The sequence below is a fragment of the Bacillus sp. MHSD_36 genome (genome assembly GCF_030757775.1).
Classification (GTDB): Bacteria; Bacillota; Bacilli; order Bacillales; family Bacillaceae_G; genus Bacillus_A.
Map to the genome: position 1 here is coordinate 72472 of NZ_JAVBIS010000004.1, position 17304 is coordinate 89775.

The 17304-nt window shown below is 32.3% G+C and carries 14 protein-coding genes and 2 pseudogenes; 5 read left to right on the forward strand and 11 right to left on the reverse strand.

Features of this window, described 5'->3' with window-relative positions:
• Window positions 1-18 precede the first annotated feature (18 nt).
• The 3 genes from Q9B79_RS17575 to Q9B79_RS17585 form a co-directional block, all read right to left on the reverse strand.
• Window positions 19-1089, reverse strand: coding sequence for a hypothetical protein (locus Q9B79_RS17575; protein WP_306186273.1), 1071 nt, complete (start codon window positions 1087-1089; stop codon window positions 19-21).
• Between the two features lie 18 nt (window positions 1090-1107).
• Complete coding sequence (locus Q9B79_RS17580) at window positions 1108-2592, reverse strand: MBOAT family O-acyltransferase (RefSeq protein ID WP_306186274.1); 1485 nt, start codon at window positions 2590-2592, stop codon at window positions 1108-1110.
• Between the two features lie 115 nt (window positions 2593-2707).
• Window positions 2708-4261: an ABC-F family ATP-binding cassette domain-containing protein gene (locus tag Q9B79_RS17585; protein ID WP_000055411.1), complete on the reverse strand. Its 1554-nt coding sequence runs from the start codon at window positions 4259-4261 to the stop codon at window positions 2708-2710.
• A gap of 208 nt (window positions 4262-4469) precedes the next feature.
• Here Q9B79_RS17585 and Q9B79_RS17590 point away from each other — a divergent pair.
• Window positions 4470-4721: pseudogene (locus tag Q9B79_RS17590) on the forward strand (NADH-ubiquinone oxidoreductase subunit 6); the annotation flags it as partial.
• Between the two features lie 43 nt (window positions 4722-4764).
• On the opposite strand, the gene Q9B79_RS17595 reads toward Q9B79_RS17590, so the two are convergent.
• The 5 genes from Q9B79_RS17595 to Q9B79_RS17615 all read right to left on the reverse strand — a co-directional run bounded on the left by Q9B79_RS17595 (window position 4765) and on the right by Q9B79_RS17615 (window position 9427).
• A complete protein-coding gene (locus tag Q9B79_RS17595) occupies window positions 4765-6186 on the reverse strand; it encodes an oligosaccharide flippase family protein (protein ID WP_306186275.1) in 1422 nt (473 codons plus the stop codon).
• A gap of 97 nt (window positions 6187-6283) precedes the next feature.
• Entirely contained in the window at window positions 6284-7264 is a 981-nt protein-coding gene (locus tag Q9B79_RS17600; protein WP_306186276.1) for a glycosyltransferase family 2 protein, read from the reverse strand.
• Between the two features lie 354 nt (window positions 7265-7618).
• Window positions 7619-7969: a DUF2304 domain-containing protein gene (locus tag Q9B79_RS17605; RefSeq protein WP_001121774.1), complete on the reverse strand. Its 351-nt coding sequence runs from the start codon at window positions 7967-7969 to the stop codon at window positions 7619-7621.
• A gap of 6 nt (window positions 7970-7975) precedes the next feature.
• The gene (locus tag Q9B79_RS17610; protein ID WP_088067709.1) at window positions 7976-8704 is read right to left on the reverse strand and encodes a glycosyltransferase family 2 protein; all 729 of its coding nucleotides are present in this window, start codon (window positions 8702-8704) and stop codon (window positions 7976-7978) included.
• A 210-nt stretch (window positions 8705-8914) separates the two neighbouring features.
• Window positions 8915-9427 carry an acyl-CoA thioesterase gene (locus tag Q9B79_RS17615; protein ID WP_000412121.1) on the reverse strand — a complete coding sequence of 171 codons (513 nt, stop codon included), beginning with the start codon at window positions 9425-9427 and terminating at the stop codon, window positions 8915-8917.
• Window positions 9428-9725: 298 nt separating this feature from the next.
• Between Q9B79_RS17615 and Q9B79_RS17620 the strand changes: the two genes are divergently transcribed.
• Entirely contained in the window at window positions 9726-11039 is a 1314-nt protein-coding gene (locus Q9B79_RS17620) for an ArnT family glycosyltransferase (RefSeq protein WP_306186277.1), read from the forward strand.
• Between the two features lie 92 nt (window positions 11040-11131).
• Here the strand turns inward: Q9B79_RS17620 and Q9B79_RS27005 are convergent, their stop codons facing one another.
• The 3 genes and pseudogenes from Q9B79_RS27005 to Q9B79_RS17630 all read right to left on the reverse strand — a co-directional run bounded on the left by Q9B79_RS27005 (window position 11132) and on the right by Q9B79_RS17630 (window position 13195).
• On the reverse strand, window positions 11132-11872 hold the full coding sequence (locus tag Q9B79_RS27005) for a methyl-accepting chemotaxis protein (protein WP_372339558.1): 741 nt from the start codon (window positions 11870-11872) through the stop codon (window positions 11132-11134).
• A gap of 63 nt (window positions 11873-11935) precedes the next feature.
• Window positions 11936-12433, reverse strand: a pseudogene (locus tag Q9B79_RS27010) (protoglobin family protein); the annotation flags it as partial.
• A gap of 129 nt (window positions 12434-12562) precedes the next feature.
• Window positions 12563-13195: a trimeric intracellular cation channel family protein gene (locus Q9B79_RS17630; RefSeq protein ID WP_306186279.1), complete on the reverse strand. Its 633-nt coding sequence runs from the start codon at window positions 13193-13195 to the stop codon at window positions 12563-12565.
• A 492-nt stretch (window positions 13196-13687) separates the two neighbouring features.
• On the opposite strand from Q9B79_RS17630, the gene Q9B79_RS17635 reads away from it, so the two are divergent.
• The 3 genes from Q9B79_RS17635 (at window position 13688) to Q9B79_RS17645 (ending at window position 17127) form a co-directional block, all read left to right on the forward strand.
• The gene (locus tag Q9B79_RS17635; RefSeq protein WP_306186280.1) at window positions 13688-15160 is read left to right on the forward strand and encodes an O-antigen ligase family protein; all 1473 of its coding nucleotides are present in this window, start codon (window positions 13688-13690) and stop codon (window positions 15158-15160) included.
• Window positions 15161-15255: 95 nt separating this feature from the next.
• The gene (locus Q9B79_RS17640; protein WP_306186281.1) at window positions 15256-16365 is read left to right on the forward strand and encodes a glycosyltransferase family 4 protein; all 1110 of its coding nucleotides are present in this window, start codon (window positions 15256-15258) and stop codon (window positions 16363-16365) included.
• Between the two features lie 21 nt (window positions 16366-16386).
• Complete coding sequence (locus Q9B79_RS17645) at window positions 16387-17127, forward strand: WecB/TagA/CpsF family glycosyltransferase (RefSeq protein ID WP_306186282.1); 741 nt, start codon at window positions 16387-16389, stop codon at window positions 17125-17127.
• Window positions 17128-17304: the final 177 nt, after the last annotated feature.

Genomic DNA, 17304 nt, shown 5'->3' on the forward strand with positions numbered 1-17304 from the left:
TCATTGTTACCTTTTTTATTATTTAGGTCTTTCATCTGAATTCACTAGCTTAGAAGTATCGAAATTCCGTATTTCATTAGAGAAGTTAGTTAATCTTTGTTCGTAATCTTGTTTATTAGTAATCGGTTCAGTTGTCGCTAATTGTTTTACAATCCAATCATTTATATATCTGTAATAATGCGTTTGATCAGACATATAATTAGAAAGATTATACGTAACTTCTTTTTGATCTTGGAAATCATAGAGTTTTACATTTTTTAGTTGTGCTAATTTAGTGTATACTTCTTTTTTAAATAAAATATTTTCCTTTGTATGCTTTGGGTCGTTTTTATCCATAACTACGTGATATGTTACTGGATATGGCGCATAGAAAAATATAAACTGTACTTCTGGGTTTTGTTTTACAAATTCAATAATATTAGAATCAAAAGATTTAAGCATTTGTTCATGATACCAACCATCACTGATTGATTGATAAGGTGTTCCATCAACAACCCTTTTAGCTATATCTACTGAGAATTTTGGCTCGTCATCTCCAAATTTGTATAGCCAATAGGGGTCCTGCGGAGATTTTGTTGGATCTAATTTTAATTTCATATTCTGTAATGCTACTTTTCGAGAATACGGGCTAATTAAATACTGGATATCATTCAACTTATTTGTATCATACATGTAAGTTGGAAATGGTGAAGCACCTTCTGATACCCATTCAGGTTTTCCAGAGAATGAGTATAAATTAAGCTCCCAAATAATATTTTTAACAGTTTTTGAATGAGTAGCTAACTGGGCTGTCATATTTTGCTCCCTAGCTGTTGAACCTGGAAGAGAGCCATTAAAGCTGGTAGTATGAAGTAATTTATTAGCGTCAGGTTCAAGGAAATTTCTTCCCATAGAAGTTCCTACAAATAAGGTATCATAATCCATATGTTTAATAAGTCCAGGCATTTGATAGCGTTCAGTAGCATAAAAATAATCGTTCTTCTTAAACTTATATACATACAATGGGTCAAGCTTATAAACAATAGAGCAAATTATTCCAGATAAAATGAAAAGGAATATAATAAACCAACATATAAAACGTTTATACATATTTTTCACCTACGGTTATTAGAAATTAAAGTATAAGAATGAACTTACACGATTTAAATACATCAAAGAAAGTATAAACATGCTAGCTAATGCAAGAGCATAAATCGGTTTTGGATGGAAAGATTCTAATTTTTCTATAGAATTTTTTGTGAATAATACAATAGTGATTCCAATTGCCAGGTATAAAATAGTTTGGAAGTTAAAATGATCACCAGTCACTTGGAACGGGAATAAATTACAAATTGAATAAATTAAATTATCCATTATAGACACACCAGTTAATGTTTCTGGACGGAATTGAATAAGTGCTGTTTGGATGTGTAAGTAATTTACGTTGAACATGCGATTTAACATAGTTAATGCATCTTCTACAGAAGTAGCTCTGAAGAACACCCATGTTACATGTACAAATCCCATTGTTAAAATCCAAGCAATTAATTTAGGCATTTTTCCACCTAAGTTTTTAAATAATCGATGTATTACAATAGCTAATCCGTGTAAAACGCCCCAAATAACAAACGTCCATCCAGCACCATGCCAAATTCCACTTATGAGAAAAATTATAAATAAATTCAAATAAGTGCGAATTTGTCCTTTTCGACTCCCACCTAATGGAATATATACATATTGAGTGAAAAATCGTCCTAATGTCATATGCCAACGTCTCCAAAAATCTTGAATACTTAAAGATTTATAAGGGGAAAAGAAGTTAATTGGTAGTATAATGTTGAATAACAATGCTGCACCTATTGCCATATCACAATATCCACTAAAATCAAAATACAATTGCAATGTATATGCAAGTGATGAAACCCATGCATCGGTCGTAGATAGTTGATTTACATTGCTAAAGCCAAAATCAGCCCATTGCGCTAGTGAATCAGCAATTACTACTTTTTTAGTAAGACCAATTCCGAATATATAAAGTCCCTTTGTAATATTTTCAATGCTCGGACTTCTTTTAGATTCATCTTGAAATTGAGGGAGGACCTTACTATGATGGACAATGGGTCCTGCAATAAGTTGCGGGAAAAACGTTACGAACAAGCAAAAATCAATAAAATTAAACTTTGTTAATTCCCTTTTATAACAATCTACTAAAAAACCTATCTTTTGGAAGGTAATAAAACTAATCCCTAAAGGCAGTAATAACTTTAATAAGGGTACATCAGTTCCAAATAAGGCATTTATATTATCTAAGAAGAAATCAGAGTATTTAAAGTATCCCAGTAATGTGATGTTAAATACTAAACCCACTGTTAAAAATATTTTTCGGGTTTTTTGATTAATTTTTTGTATAATTTGTTGGCCTATAAATGCGTTTGTAAATAATGAAATTCCTATTAGCAATAAGTATTTCACCTCAAAATATGCATAAAAGTAAAGGGACATACCTATCAAAAAAAGTTTCGCGAAATTTTTGTTAACTTTTTGCAATAGGAAATATCCAATTACTGCTATAGGCAAGAATAAAAGCATAAATTCAAAAGAATTAAAAAGCATAATGTAGCCCCCAGCATTAATAAAATCTTACTCTATAAAAAACGTGACAACAGAACAAGATGTTGTCACGCAAGGTATAGTATAGCATAAAATATGGATAAAAATCTTATATCCATTAATTTTTATTTTGAGACCATTCTTCTACGTTCCAAACCTTTGTAATCCAATCTTCATAAAAGTCCGGTTCGTGACATACAAGGAGAATTGTTCCTTTATATGCTTTCATAGCTTTCTTAAGTTCCGCTTTTGCTGTAACATCAAGATGGTTTGTCGGCTCGTCAAATAATAGCCAGTTACTTTCTTCACCCATTAGTTTACATAAACGAACTTTTGCTTGTTCTCCACCGCTTAATTGACTTAATGGGCGAGAAATATGTTCATTTTTTAATCCGCATTTTGCTAACATTGCACGGATTTGGTGCTGGTCTAAGCCAGGGAATGTATTCCATACATCATCAATGGGTGTTATATTATCCGCTTTAACTTCTTGTTCAAAGTATGCAGGTTCTAAGAAGTCACCAAGACTTGTTTTACCGCTTAAAGGTTTAATTTTACCTAAGATTGTTTTTAATAACGTTGATTTACCAACACCGTTACATCCAACAATAGCAATTTTTTCACCACGTTCAATTGTCATTGATAGTTTTGGTAGTAGCGGATGCGTATATCCGATTTCTACATTTTCACCTTCAAAGACGAAGCGACTACTTGCGCGACTTTCTTTAAATGAGAATTCAGGTTTAATTGCTGTTTCCGGGCGATCAATAAGTTCCATACGGTCAAGTTGTTTTTGACGACTCTTTGCACGACCTGTCGTTGAATAACGAGCCTTGTTCTTTGCAATGAAGTCTTCTTGCTTTTTAATAAACTCGCGCTGCTTTTCATAAGCGTTTATATGTTGATTTTTATTGATTTCTGCTAGTTCTAGGAATTTTTCATATGTCGCTGTATAACGCGTCATTTTTGTGAATTCTAGATGGAAAATAACATCAACACATTTGTTCATAAATTCCGTATCATGAGAAATCAATAAGAATGCATGTGGGTATTCTTTTAAATAATTTGTTAACCAATGAATATGTTCAACGTCTAAATAGTTAGTAGGTTCATCAAGCAATAACACTTCTGGCTGTTCAAGTAATAGCTTTGCAAGCAATACCTTTGTACGTTGTCCACCACTTAGTGCTGAAACATCACGATCTAAACCAATTGCATCAATTCCAAGACCACGTGCAGCCTCTTCAATTTTCATATCTAGTAAATAGAAACCACCTGCTTCAAGTGCATCTTGTATTTCTGCCATTTGCTCAAGAAGTTCCTCTAGTTCTTCTGGTGTAGCGGTTCCCATTTTTTCTGTAACTTCATTTAAAGCTTTTTCCTTTTCAAATAGCGGTAAAAATGCATCCGCTAGTACGTCACGAATTGTACGTCCAGGCGTTAAAACCGTATGCTGATCTAAGTAACCGTAATGTGTGCCTGGTGTCCATTCTACACGACCTTGGTCATGAATAAGCTGACCAGTAATGATATTCATGAATGTTGATTTACCAACACCGTTTGCACCAACTAATCCAACGTGCTCACCTGCTAATAATCGCATAGATACATCTTTAAATAATGTACGATCGCCAAATGTATGTCCTAATTTTTCAACTGTTAATAAGCTCATAGTATCCTCCGTCCAACTTGAAATAGTACCTTGAATCATGATACTAAATTCTTTCATATAATGCCATCATTTCAAAATGTATATTTTTTCAAAAAAAGGTTCGTATTAATTTTCTGAAAATATATAATATAATTGAACAATGGTTAATTAAATGTGTGAGGTATGAAATATGTCGCCAAGGAAAGCAGTTAAACAAGAACTAACAAGAGAAATGATTCAATATATATGGGAATTAACGGGTTCTACGAAACGAGTAATAACTGTAAAAAGAAGAATGATCCAGTTCATTGGTTTGTTTGATAAGCAGATGAAAGAATTTGTGGAAATGCTATATTTGACGGAAGAACCAGTTATATTAAGTGGAGAGAAATACGAGAAATGTATTGGAGAGTTACCAAAAACTTCTTATTATGATGGGTTAAAAGAAACAATTATGTATATGCAAAAAAGATGTAAATAAAGAAGTTAAGTTCCTTTTCATGATTTTGAAAAGGAACTTAACTTTATATTACCTTTTTACCTAATTTTTGTTTTATAAACCCTAAAACGAATCCGCGTATTTGAGGATCAATTACAATTCCGATTATACCGTATAGTATGCCAGTAAGAGTTAAAGCAACTAATGGTGGTAAGTTGATTAATGCAATTCGGTATATACCGTAACTAATAATAAAGGCTAAGGAATTAAATATAATTCCTTTAACTAATAATTGCATGCCTTTACGAATAAAGAGGGTAAATCCGATTAATAGTGTAATTTCGGTAAGGATAGCTGCGGTAGCTGCTCCCATCATTCCATATTTACTACCTAATACAATATAACCTATAATGGCAACAACTAATCCAATAGTCATTGTTGTTGCACGTTTCCATTGCTGGCCAATCGTTGTTAAATTATCGGCTAGTGGATAGTTAATGGATTGTAAAATAACCATAAACGCTAGAATAGCAAGAGCGTCACCAGCGGGAGCGTATTCTTCTCCTAATAAACTAACAATCCAGAAACTTGGATCAGCAATAAAGGGGATAGAAATTCCCATTCCTAAAAAAGACATAAGTTTTAATTCAAAACTTGATAATTTTCTATGTTCTTCAATATTTTTCTCATTACCAAAAGCAAAAAGCCTTGGATAAAAGGCAGCTGCAATTACTCCAGGTATTTGATATAGTACAGCAGGTATTTTAGATGCAGCACCAAAGAATCCAACTTGCTTATATGTTGAAACCTTTTCTAATATAATAGGGCCCAATTGTGGTAAGAGCATAATAATGATTCCGTTGATCGTGAAAATAAGTAGTTGATCTAAAATGCCTTTATCCCAACCCTTATGGACTTTCGTATAACGTATTGTCATTATAAAGGCGATAACACCTGTTACAAGACTAGATACCCCGTACATGGCAGCAACCATCATAAGTGACCATTGGAAAGACATCCCTAGTAATAGGGCAGCAGCAGCTGTTATACCTTGTAGTACAGAAATAATAGCTGTAAATTGCATGCGTTCTGTTACTTGGAAGTAAGCCATTCCAACACCTTGTAAGGTTGCTCCGAACATTGTTGGTAGAACAACCCAATATACCATCGCACGTAAGTAAGCGTCGGGATAGAAGAACTGGGCAAAAATAGCGAAAAGTACAGAAATTACGATAGCTAATATTAAACGAATACGTAGATAACTACTTATTAGCACGCTAATATTAGCACCGCTTCTCGTTCCTTCACGCATAAACGTATGTGTCAAACCTGCATCTGTAAAGTAACAAATAACAGCTGAAACTGCTAACGCAGTTGTAAACATACCGTAATCACTTGGAGAAACATATCTTGCAAAGAAAATTGTTGCAATAGCCAGTACAAAACGGACAGTAATGTTTCCTACAAAGAGGTAGGATGCGTTTTTTAGAATTTTATTTGTTTTCATGAGAAAAGACCTTTCTATTCTTTAGGACCCGGTTAGCTTGTCCTATTTGTAAATTTGATTTGTTCACAGAAAGAGAGAGTATCATTATATTTTCAGTTTAAGAAAACAGAAATTTAATTCGTACAAACCAAAGCATTGCATATAGTTTTTTACTACGCTTTCCATTCTTTGAATAGATTTTGCGGCAATATTTCTTGATATCTTTTTTGATTAATTGAACTTGTGATTTATCTAATTGAGAGTTTCCCTTAATATATATACAAGCGTTATTGATGACTGTATAAGGGAATAAATAAGTCTCAAGAATCTCAATAAGTGACTGAGGGTCTTTTGTAATGAAATCTTGAGACTTATTATGTACCCAGTCCTTCATACGATTAAATACTTCCAGCTCTTTTGTCGTTTTTAATTCATAATCTTTATATTTTGAAGAAAGATTTCCTTCTGATAAGATTCTATAATAAGTTAAGTATTCATCAACATAACATACATTTGTTACACTCATAAGTTTAAATAAAAACTCCAAATCTTCGCCCCAACTACATCCCGGTGTAAAACGAATGTTATGATCCATTACGATGGATCGTTTGAAAATCCAAGTACTTGTTTGAGCAACAACTTGATGTGTTAGGAATGCTTTTGACATATCGCCTTTAATAAAATTTGTTGTATGTTCAACCTTCTCGCCTGTTTCTTCGTAGAAATTCATATAACCACAATAGCACGCGTCCATGTTGTTTTTATGCATACTTTCGACTTGCTTCTCAATTTTAGTTGAATGCCATAAGTCATCACTATCAAGGAAAGCAATATATTCTCCACTAGCATTTTCAATTCCTGTATTACGAGCTACCGAAACACCTTGGTTTTTTTGATGAACATATTTTACTTGCCCTGGGTATTTTTCAGCCAGGTTTTTCACGATAGAAGGTGATTGATCTTTACTTCCATCATCTACAATTACAATTTCAATGTTTTTATATGTTTGATCTAGTATTGACTGCATCGTTTCTTCAATATATTTTTCCGTGTTATACAGAGGTATGACAACAGAAACAAGTTGCTTTTGTTCCATCATAGACTTTTTATCTCCTCAAGTTTTTTATGTCTTGCATCATATATATAAGCCTTTTGAAAGGAAGAAGATTACAAGAACATCTGTATAAGTTTAACGCATATAAACTTTGTAAATCAACTTTCTATTAAAAAGGTGGTGTGAAATGAGATTCTTATGGTTAATTCTCGTATTTTAAACAGTTTTAACATGTCTAGTACATATAAATTCTTATTCATACCATTTTAACTTATTAGTAAGTAGGATATATTTATCGTAAGGATTGTGAAGACGAATAAATTATTATTGAGAATAAAAAACCTCTTAATTTTTTGAAATAAATTAAGAGGTTTTTTATATTAGCTTTGAAATATTAGGTTAGTCTTTATCCGGCTCAGTTGCATTTAATTTTTGCTTTAGTAACGCATAATCTTGCGTTAATGTTACAAGTTGATGATGTTGTTTAGAAATTTTTCTTGTTAGGTCAAAAATTAGGATGAAACAGAATAATAGTCCAAATAAGAATAAAATGGAAGGAGGATATTCTACTTTTAATAGTTTTCCAATCCAGTTTATAATTTTATCGGTAGAACTTAAAATAGCCATTGCAATACAAACAAAAATCCATAAAACAGCATATTTTGTTTCTAAAGTTCCACGACGAATTGAATTAATAATTAATAATAATAATAATAAAATAAAGATGAATGAAAAGGTAATTATAGGCATTTATTATCAACCTTTCACGATTTTTTGCATCAATATAGCAAGACTTACCTTAATCATGTAATATGCAGATTTAAAAGGGGTGATGGAAGATTGTCCACCTTGTCGCTCTTGCATATTTACAGATATTTCATTAATGCGAAGTTTTTTCTTTTTTAAATGAATAAGAACTTCTGGTTCTGGATAATCTTTTGGATAGTTGTGTGCAAAAATTGTAATTACTTCTCGATTGATAGCACGATATCCAGAAGTTGGATCCATAAATGTTTGTTTTGTTAGTAATTTCAATAGGGCAGTAAAATAAAAAATACCGATTCTTCTGGAAATACTACCTTTATATGCTGTTTTTTCTGTAAAACGTGACCCTAGCACCATATCGCATTCATCTTCAGCGATTGGCTTTATAATTTTATATAAATCATCTGGATTATGTTGTCCATCAGCATCGAACTGAATCGCAATATCATATCCGTTCTCATATGCGTATTTATATCCAGTTTGTACAGCTGAGCCTATACCTAGGTTATATGGTAAATTCACAAGGTGAACAGGAAAATCTTTTACGATTTGAGCTGTTTTATCGTGTGATCCATCATTAATAACGCAAATGCTTAATCCTGTAAAATGCTGTTTTAATTTTAATAATCTTGTTAATGTATCTGCAATTGCTTCTTCCTCGTTATACGCTGGAATAATAATTAACGTTTGTGGTATTGAAATTGGTACTTCAATAGTCATTACCGCACCATCCCTTATATACTTAATCATATTATGGTTATTTTAAAACGAACTTTATTTAATATACCATTAATAGTATAACAAAATAAAGGAAAAGCTGGTGCATGATTTTGGGGAACAGATCGAGAATAAAATAGTGATAAATGGTATTTTATATAAAAATACATGCAAGGAAGAAAAACCTATGCATGTATATAGGAGAGTATTGTATTAAATATTCCAAGGTTTATTTAAAGTTAAAACCTCAGCCATTTCTTTACTTTTTAAACGTCCTTTTTTTCTATTTTCCGCGCGTTCTGAACCGGTTGTGTGTAACCAATGTTCTTCCTCAGTTTCAGGAAGTACTTGTGGTACGGACGAAGGTTTTCCATCTTTTATTGCCACAAATGTAATGAAGCAAGTAGCGGCAATTCTACGCTCGCCTGCTAATAAATTTTCTGCGATTACTTTTACGAAAACTTCCATTGAAGATTTTCCTGTATAACATACAAATGCTTCATAACAAACAGAATCAGCTTGGTGAATTGGAGTTAAAAAATCAACTGAATCAATAGATGCTGTTACGCAATGTTTACGACTATGTCTTGCAGCCGCAATTGACGCAATACTATCAATTTCTGCTAATAATTTCCCTCCAAAAAGTGTTTGGTGATTATTTAAATCGTTAGGAAAAACACGTGTTGTCTTAATTGCTTTAGATTCTCGCATGAATTTCTTTTCCATATTTTCAGCCCCTATAGTCTGTTTTCAATCAGAATAATATGTGTAAGCGGAGTACTCATATTAGATATTTAATGAAGTAAAGTGTATTCCAAAAGAGGATTATTTAAACTTCTGTATTTGTATTCATGTAACTGAAAGAAAATTTATTTTATCTAAAATGTAGTGTAAAAGAGGATTCGCTTACATTGCAAGAAAAAAGTAATGACTATGTATTTGTCATAGGAATTTTCTATCAGCCGTGTACCCATCCATGATAGAATCATTTTGTTATGAATGGAAATAGAGGTGCAATGGACATATGAATCATATACAAACAAATTTTTCATCTTTCTTCAATAAAATTACAATCGGTGCAATGCTCGCATTTTTTGTTTATAGTTGTTGGACCGCATTTGAGACAAGTACGCAATTTTTTGGAGGAAGTACAACAAGTGTAACAATCATATTGGCAATTTTCGTCATACTCATTTTGTTAGTGGCATCAATTCTACAATATCGTTTTACAGATAAACAATTTCTTATTTTTCTTATAAGTATATCTATAGTTGTGAGGCTTAGTATGCTGTTATTTGTAGACGCTCCAATAATTGGTGATATGAAAGTGATGTATGAGTCTGCAAAGGGGATTGCAATTGGTAATAATATAGGGACTGTAACTCATTTGCCTTTTATTATATATGAGTCAGTAATTATTCGTATATTTGGTGATACAATATTCGCTTTACAACTATTTAATGTGTTATTTTGCGCAGGAACTGCATTTTTTATTTATCGTATTGCAGCAATGGTTTTTGGAGAAGAATGCGGTCGTATTGCTTCCATATTTTATGCTCTGTATATTCCAAATATATTCATGAGTTCCGTATTAACTCCTGAGTCACTTGCAATATTTTTATTTTATTTTGCTTGTTACATACTTGTATATAAAGGATTAGATCATCCTTATATGTGGGGGTTTTCAGCGATTTTATTTGCATTTAGTAATATGATTTTCCCAATAGGATTATTTCTTCCTATTTTTATTGCTGTATATGTGTTGTTAATTGAACTCTTTCAATCAGCAATGAAGCAAAAAGTATTATTAAAGATGATAGGGATACTTATTCTATTTTATAGTGCTCATTTTGGTGTGAGTTATGGCATTCAGACGATGGGAATGCCGCAATATACGATTTCAAATGAGACGTATGTTCAATCTGTTTTAATTGGAAAAGGTAAAAATGAGGAAAAAATAACAAAGAATCAAAGTATGACAGAGCATATAGATCAAAAGCTTACAGAGATGGAAGAAGAAAGATTTAAACTTTTACAGCCGGTAATTAATCAATTCTCCAGTGAGGGAATACATTCCATTCTATTTAAATATGAAAAACTTATCTATATAGCGGTAACGTTATTTATGTGTATAGCTTTATTACACTTTCTTATTAAGAAACAACAAAATGAAGGATATATGTTGTTCTTATTGTTAATGAGCGGGTACGTATCGTTAAGACTTTTCCGAGTAGAAATGGTATATTACAATCTAATCGTGCCAGCCTTGTTTATTTTGCAAAGCCTTGGTGTTTATATGAGTTACGTGTATTGTCAAAAAATATTCTTCAGAAAATAAAAAGAATCCAGTTTGGATTCTTTTTTTATGGATAGAAGATGAAAGCTAAGAGTCAGCAGGGATAAAATATCTCTACTGACATAAACTTCACTCTATCGATTTAATTCCAGTTGTAAACTATCAGCTGTTAGAGCCATTTTTGAGGAATCGTCTTGAATTCCTTTCATTACTTGTGAAATGGTTTCTAGTTCGTTCTCAATTTTTTTATTCTGTTCTTTCGAGTTAGACATGTCTTTTACGATTTCTTGGAAGTATTGATCCGTTGCAGACATACTATCAGTTCCTTCAGATACGAGAGAGCTAATTTGTTTCACGGAAGAAGAGACACGAATAATCTGTTCATTTGTTTTTTCAACGAGCTTTGTAACGTTAAATATAGATTCTTTCGTTTGCTCTGATAACTTTCTAATTTCCCCAGCTACAACAGAAAAGCCTTTGCCAAATTCCCCAGCACGCGCAGATTCAATTGCAGCATTTAGTGCGAGTAAATTTGTTTGCTCGGCAATTGATTTTACAATATCTATAATTTCGTTAATTTTGTTAGAAATATCGAGAAGTTCCTGCGTATCTGTAATAATCGTTTCCATGTTCGTTTGAATGTATTCCATTCGTTTATTTTGCTCATTTAATTGTTCTTTACCTTTATTTGCTTTTTCTTCTGATGTTGTAGCTAATGACGTACCTGTTTTAGCAATTTCTACAATCGTTTCAGATTTAGCGGTTAACCGCTGAATAGAAGCGCTTGTTTTTTCAGATACAGATGCTAGCTCTGTTGCAATATGCGTAATGGTCATAGCTGTTATTTCTTTTTCTTTTTCAAGTTCTTTTTGCATTCTTTCATATTCAGATTCATAAGCCGCAATAACGAGTTCTTGTTCAAGAGTTAATAATTTATTTATTACGTTTATGGAATAAGAAAAATCGTCAATTGTTGTAATTTTCGTTTTTAAAATCTTCATGATAGAGCGGAATAATTCTTGATAAGCGGCAGTATACCATTTTCTATGTAACCCAATTTGTACATGTCTTTTGGCAATTCTAACACGTTGTTCAATAAAGTCTTCATGCATATCTCCGCTAAATAATTCTTTTATATGTATTTTTAAAGTTTGCTTTAGTTTTGTAATAGAGCTATAACGCTCGATAATCGTAATTAAATTAGGCTGTTTTGTAATATTGGAATAGAATTTTTCAGTAATCCAATCAATTTCTTCATAAATAAAGGGCTGTAGTACTTTTACGATTTGTAAATCTTCTTTTGAAATATGTAGCATATCCATTTGAATTTTTAGTTCAGAATTAGTAGGAACGTTAAAAGTGATTTGTTGATTCTTACTTAATTCAAGTATACTGACGTTTGTTTTACTGTTATGTTTTTTAAAAACCCCAAGCATCGTTCTTCCCCCTGTTTGTAAAGCGTTTTCATTTTTGGTTCTAATATAATTATATATTTTTATATACAATTACTCTATATTAGTGTGTGGAATAGTATATAAATTAAGAGAATTCTATATAGAATTCTCTTAATGGCCTTTATTAATTTTAGCATGTGTTTTAAAGAAAACTGGGAAATGTACATTATATATGACAGTGACAACACGAATAATGAATGTTACTAGTAAACAAACATAGAAAGCCAATACGTGTGCCCCCATTGTATATGTGATTAGGAAACTAATTGCCCCTAAAATAGAAGCGATGGCGTAAATTTCTTTTCGGAATACGTAGGGGATATCTTGAGCGCAAATGTCACGCAAAATACCTCCTCCAATACCTGTAATGACTCCCATTGAAACAACTAAAAATGAGGCGTCAACATGATGTGACATTGCCGCATTTGCACCAATAGCTGTAAAAACGCCTAAGCCAACAGCATCAGAAAGCATAATAACGACTTGCAGTTTATTGATACGCTCAAAAAACATACAAGTAAATAACGCTGATAATACGCTTACGAAAAAGTAAATGGGTTTAACAAATGCGACGGGAGGCAGGTTACCGATCATAATATCACGAATAATACCGCCGCCGAGCGCAGTAGCTACAGCTAAACAAAGGACACCGAATAAATCTAAATCTTTTTTTAAACCAACTAATGTACCAGAAATAGCAGCGGCGATAATGCCAAGAAACGTAAATATGTCGATTAATAACATTGCTGTAATCCCTTCCTCCTAAAGATGTTCCAGAGAAAAAATATACACTAAAGTATTGGAAATAACAATTACTTTTCGCTACATGTAGAAAAACGGATAAAATACATAAAGAAAGCGTTTGAAAATGTTTGGAAAATAGCTATAAAGTAATTTGAAAAAGATATGAAAAGATTAATTTTACATTTTTGGTGTTACCTATTTGGTAAAATGTTACAATGTTAGGTTTGTTCTTTGTATCTGTATAAAATGATAAAAAAATATGTATATACTAACAAAAATAAGGGGATGGTTGTTAGATAGCTTTTGTAAAAATAGGGAGTATAGCTAAAGAACAGTAATTTCTATTACTGATTAATACTTGTCCTGGCTAGTTTTAGCAAGAAAAATAGTTCTCGATTTGAATATGAGTTATGTTATAATTGCTAGGTGTGTTTGAATGATAAAAAATTATGATTAAAAGATAATGTTAAGATTTTGTATGGAGGTCTTGGAATGTTAGCAAATCAAGCTAGGGTTAGATTTGAGCGTTTTTTGCTCTTTTTTATTATTTTACAGCCTGTTTTAGATTTATTAACGTCTCTTAGCATCACTTTATTAAAGTCAAGTGCTACGGTTGGAATTTTAGTAAGATTCCTTATTATGGCTGTTGGTAGTATTTACATTTTAATTCAGGCAAAAGAGAAGGGAAATAGAAAGTTTTTAATTTATCTTATATTATTAGCCGGAGTTTTAGGGGTAGGATTTATTAATAACAAACTAGTTAAGGATCCTATTGTACTTAGTGAAGAAGTTAAATTCGTTGCGAAAGCATTATATATATATATCATGCTGGGATCATATATTTTAGCTTTAAAATCATTGAAAAAGAAAGTTAATATTAGTGATAAGGTTCGAAATAGTATTGTATATTCTACATTAATCATTAACGCAATTATGGTTATTTCTATTTCAACATCTACTGACTTTGGTAGTTATGAATGGATGAAGGTGGGTTCTCGAGGTTGGTTCTATGCAGGGAATGAACTAGGTTCAATCTTAGCTATTATTTTCCCTATTGTGGTACTATATTCTATTCAAAAAACAAAGAGCTGGAAACACATTTTATATTGGATTCCATCACTTTTAATGATTTATTCGCTAATTCAAGTTGGTACAAAAGTAGGGATGGGCTCAATTGGTGCTACGTTAGCGGCAGCAATCGGGATTATTTTACTACAATTATTATTTGATAGGAAAAATCCGAACAAAAAATCCCTTGCACTTAATGCAGTAATTGCTATTGTCCTATTAGCTGGTGTAGTTGGAACGTTTAAACAAACGCCATTAGCACAAAATATGGGTATTCACAATAATTATTTATCAGAGCAAAATGTGGCACAGCAAGGTCAAAAAGAAAAAGAAATTAAAGAGAAGCTGAAAAAAGAACAAGAACTTAAAGCAAAAGAAGAAAAGCATCATAAAGGTGAAAAGCCAGAAGAAAAGGCGAAGATAGAAGAGGAAGTTAAGAGAGAGCTTGAGAAAGAGCAAAAGAAAGAAAATCAAGAAAATCTTATTTTCAGTGGACGTCAAGTATATGAAGAAAGACATAAGCAGTTCTTTAAAGAAGCACCAGTGTCACAAAAGTTATTAGGAATGGGTTATGCAGGTAACTTTAAATACAATGAACAAAAGCAGCCAGATCCAAAGCTAATTGAAATGGACTTCCACGATTGGTTTTATGACTTCGGGATTATCGGTTTTGCATTACTAATGATTCCATTTATTTATTATGGCTTAAGAATCCTACTAGTATTTATTACAAGGTTTAAAGAGATATTTAATATAAAATATGGAATGATTGCAGCAAGCTTATTGTTAGCATTAGGTATTGCTTATATTGCAGGACATATTTTTACAGCACCAGGAGTTGGGATTTACTTTGTAGTGGTGTTAGCTTATCTAATTGTAGACTTAGAAATTGAATGATCAAAATAAAAGCTAACTTTTGTTAGCTTTTATTTTTTAGTACAGTAAAATAAAGATAGATGGAAATGTAGCGAGGATTTAAAGGAGGAAAAAATATGAGGATATTGCATATGAATGCAGGAGCAGAAGATGGGGGAGGGAAAACACATATTATTTCACTTCTCGATCAGTTTCCAACTGGTGAAGTAGAATTAGCAGTATTTGAAGATGGAATTGTTGCGAAGGAAGCAAGGGAGTTAGGAATAAAAGTCCATGTGTTTTCACAAAAATCGCGCTATGATTTATCCATTTTAAAGAATATAAGTGAATTTATTAATAAAGAAAAATTTGATGTAGTTCATACGCATGGTCCTAGGGCTAATTTCTATGTTTCTTTAATGAAAAAGAGAATAAAGGCAAAATGGGTAACGACTATTCATAGTGATCCATTTCAAGACTTTACTAAACAAGGCTTAAAAGGTTGGATTTTTACGAAATTAAATTTGAAAGCCTTAAAAAATATAGACTTATTTTTCGTTGTAACAAATAGATTGAAAAAAAGCTTGGCAGCATTAGGTATTTCAAATGAAAAGATGCATGTTATTTATAATGGAATTGAATACGATAAGGAAAAAGCAGAAGGCTATAATAAAAAGGAAATGTTCAATATTGATGAAGATGTATTTACGGCAATCCAAGTAGCACGATTGCATCCTGTGAAAGGACATGAAGTTCTATTTGATGCGTTACAACAAACAAAATTAGAGAAAATTAAAGTATTGTTAGTTGGCGATGGCCCGTTAGAAGAAAATCTAAAGTCATTGGCTACCGAAAAAGGGATTAATAATAAAGTTGAGTTTTTAGGGCATCGTCAAGATGTAAAACAATTATTTGCGTCGTCACATGTAAATTTATTAACCTCCCATAGTGAAGGGTTCCCACTAGTTTTATTAGAAGCGGCAAATCAACGCGTACCATCAATTGTGACTAGGGCTGGAGAAATTGAACCATTAATTGTAGATGAAACGTACGGATGGATTGTGCCAACAGGTGATGGAAAGGCATTAGCATTAGCTTTAGAAGAAGCGTATGATAAGTGGAAAACTGGAGAATTAGCAGCAATGGGGAAACATATTTATGAGCATGCTACTATGAACTTCTCACTTCAAAAACTATATGAAGATACAAAGGAAACATATAAGCAATTAATAGCGAAAAACTTGTAATGATAGAGAGGATAGTTAACTATGGCAGTACAAACAGTTGATATTCTAGGCGTTCCTTTTTCTACAATGAAAATGGATGAAACGGTCCAATATTTAAAAGAACAACTAGAGGTGGAGCGAACAAATACTTTTCAGGTAGTAACAGCAAATCCTGAAATTGTTATGTGTGCAAAAAAGGATGAAACATTCCATCAAACATTATTAAATGCAGATTTAATTACACCTGATGGTATTGGAGTCGTAAAAGCAAGTGGTATGTTAGGTACACCTGTAAAGGAACGTGTAGCAGGTTTTGATTTAATGTGTAATTTATTGGCGAAGCTATCAGAAGAGAATAGACCAGTATCTGTTTTCTTACTTGGTGCAAAACCGCATGTTGTACAAGCTGCAGCAGATCATCTAACGAAGACATATCCAGCTGTATCTATTGTTGGTATACAAGATGGGTATTTTAAACAAGAAGAAGAAGAGAATATTGTTTCTCGTATTCAAGAAGCAAAGCCGGATTTATTACTTGTCGCACTTGGTTTCCCAAGACAAGAGAACTTTATTCAAACGAATAAGCATCGTTTAGAAACGAAGCTGGCTGTTGGAGTGGGCGGAAGTTTAGACGTATGGGCTGGAGAAGTAAAACGCGCACCAAAATGGATTCAAGCAATCCATTTAGAGTGGTTTTATAGATTGTGTAGTAATCCAACACGCTGGCGTCGTCAGTTAGTATTAGCGGAATTTTTAAAAGAAGTCATGCGTTCGAAAAAGTAGCGTCCTATCGCTACTTTTTTATTTGGCCATTTTTGATAAAGTAAGGTTTTTATCATCTATCATTCATTACTCCAGCTGAATTTTGAGGTAAGGGTCTTACTGGGTGCTCAAATAGTGGGATAAGTATTTTGTTTTTTGGGAATGATGAAGGAGAATTTTTTACACGAAAGTATTTTA

Excerpts from the sequence above, each read along its gene's own strand:
- Q9B79_RS17575 (WP_306186273.1), bottom strand. The coding sequence starts at position 1,089 with ATGTATAAACGTTTTATATGTTGGTTTATTATATTCCTTTTCATTTTA.
- Q9B79_RS17580 (WP_306186274.1), bottom strand. The coding sequence starts at position 2,592 with ATGCTTTTTAATTCTTTTGAATTTATGCTTTTATTCTTGCCTATAGCA.
- Q9B79_RS17585 (WP_000055411.1), bottom strand. The coding sequence starts at position 4,261 with ATGAGCTTATTAACAGTTGAAAAATTAGGACATACATTTGGCGATCGT.
- Q9B79_RS17595 (WP_306186275.1), bottom strand. The coding sequence starts at position 6,186 with ATGAAAACAAATAAAATTCTAAAAAACGCATCCTACCTCTTTGTAGGA.
- Q9B79_RS17600 (WP_306186276.1), bottom strand. The coding sequence starts at position 7,264 with ATGATGGAACAAAAGCAACTTGTTTCTGTTGTCATACCTCTGTATAAC.
- Q9B79_RS17605 (WP_001121774.1), bottom strand. The coding sequence starts at position 7,969 with ATGCCTATAATTACCTTTTCATTCATCTTTATTTTATTATTATTATTA.
- Q9B79_RS17610 (WP_088067709.1), bottom strand. The coding sequence starts at position 8,704 with ATGACTATTGAAGTACCAATTTCAATACCACAAACGTTAATTATTATT.
- Q9B79_RS17615 (WP_000412121.1), bottom strand. The coding sequence starts at position 9,427 with ATGGAAAAGAAATTCATGCGAGAATCTAAAGCAATTAAGACAACACGT.
- Q9B79_RS17620 (WP_306186277.1), top strand. The coding sequence starts at position 9,726 with ATGAATCATATACAAACAAATTTTTCATCTTTCTTCAATAAAATTACA.
- Q9B79_RS27005 (WP_372339558.1), bottom strand. The coding sequence starts at position 11,872 with ATGCAAAAAGAACTTGAAAAAGAAAAAGAAATAACAGCTATGACCATT.
- Q9B79_RS17630 (WP_306186279.1), bottom strand. The coding sequence starts at position 13,195 with ATGTTATTAATCGACATATTTACGTTTCTTGGCATTATCGCCGCTGCT.
- Q9B79_RS17635 (WP_306186280.1), top strand. The coding sequence starts at position 13,688 with ATGTTAGCAAATCAAGCTAGGGTTAGATTTGAGCGTTTTTTGCTCTTT.
- Q9B79_RS17640 (WP_306186281.1), top strand. The coding sequence starts at position 15,256 with ATGAGGATATTGCATATGAATGCAGGAGCAGAAGATGGGGGAGGGAAA.
- Q9B79_RS17645 (WP_306186282.1), top strand. The coding sequence starts at position 16,387 with ATGGCAGTACAAACAGTTGATATTCTAGGCGTTCCTTTTTCTACAATG.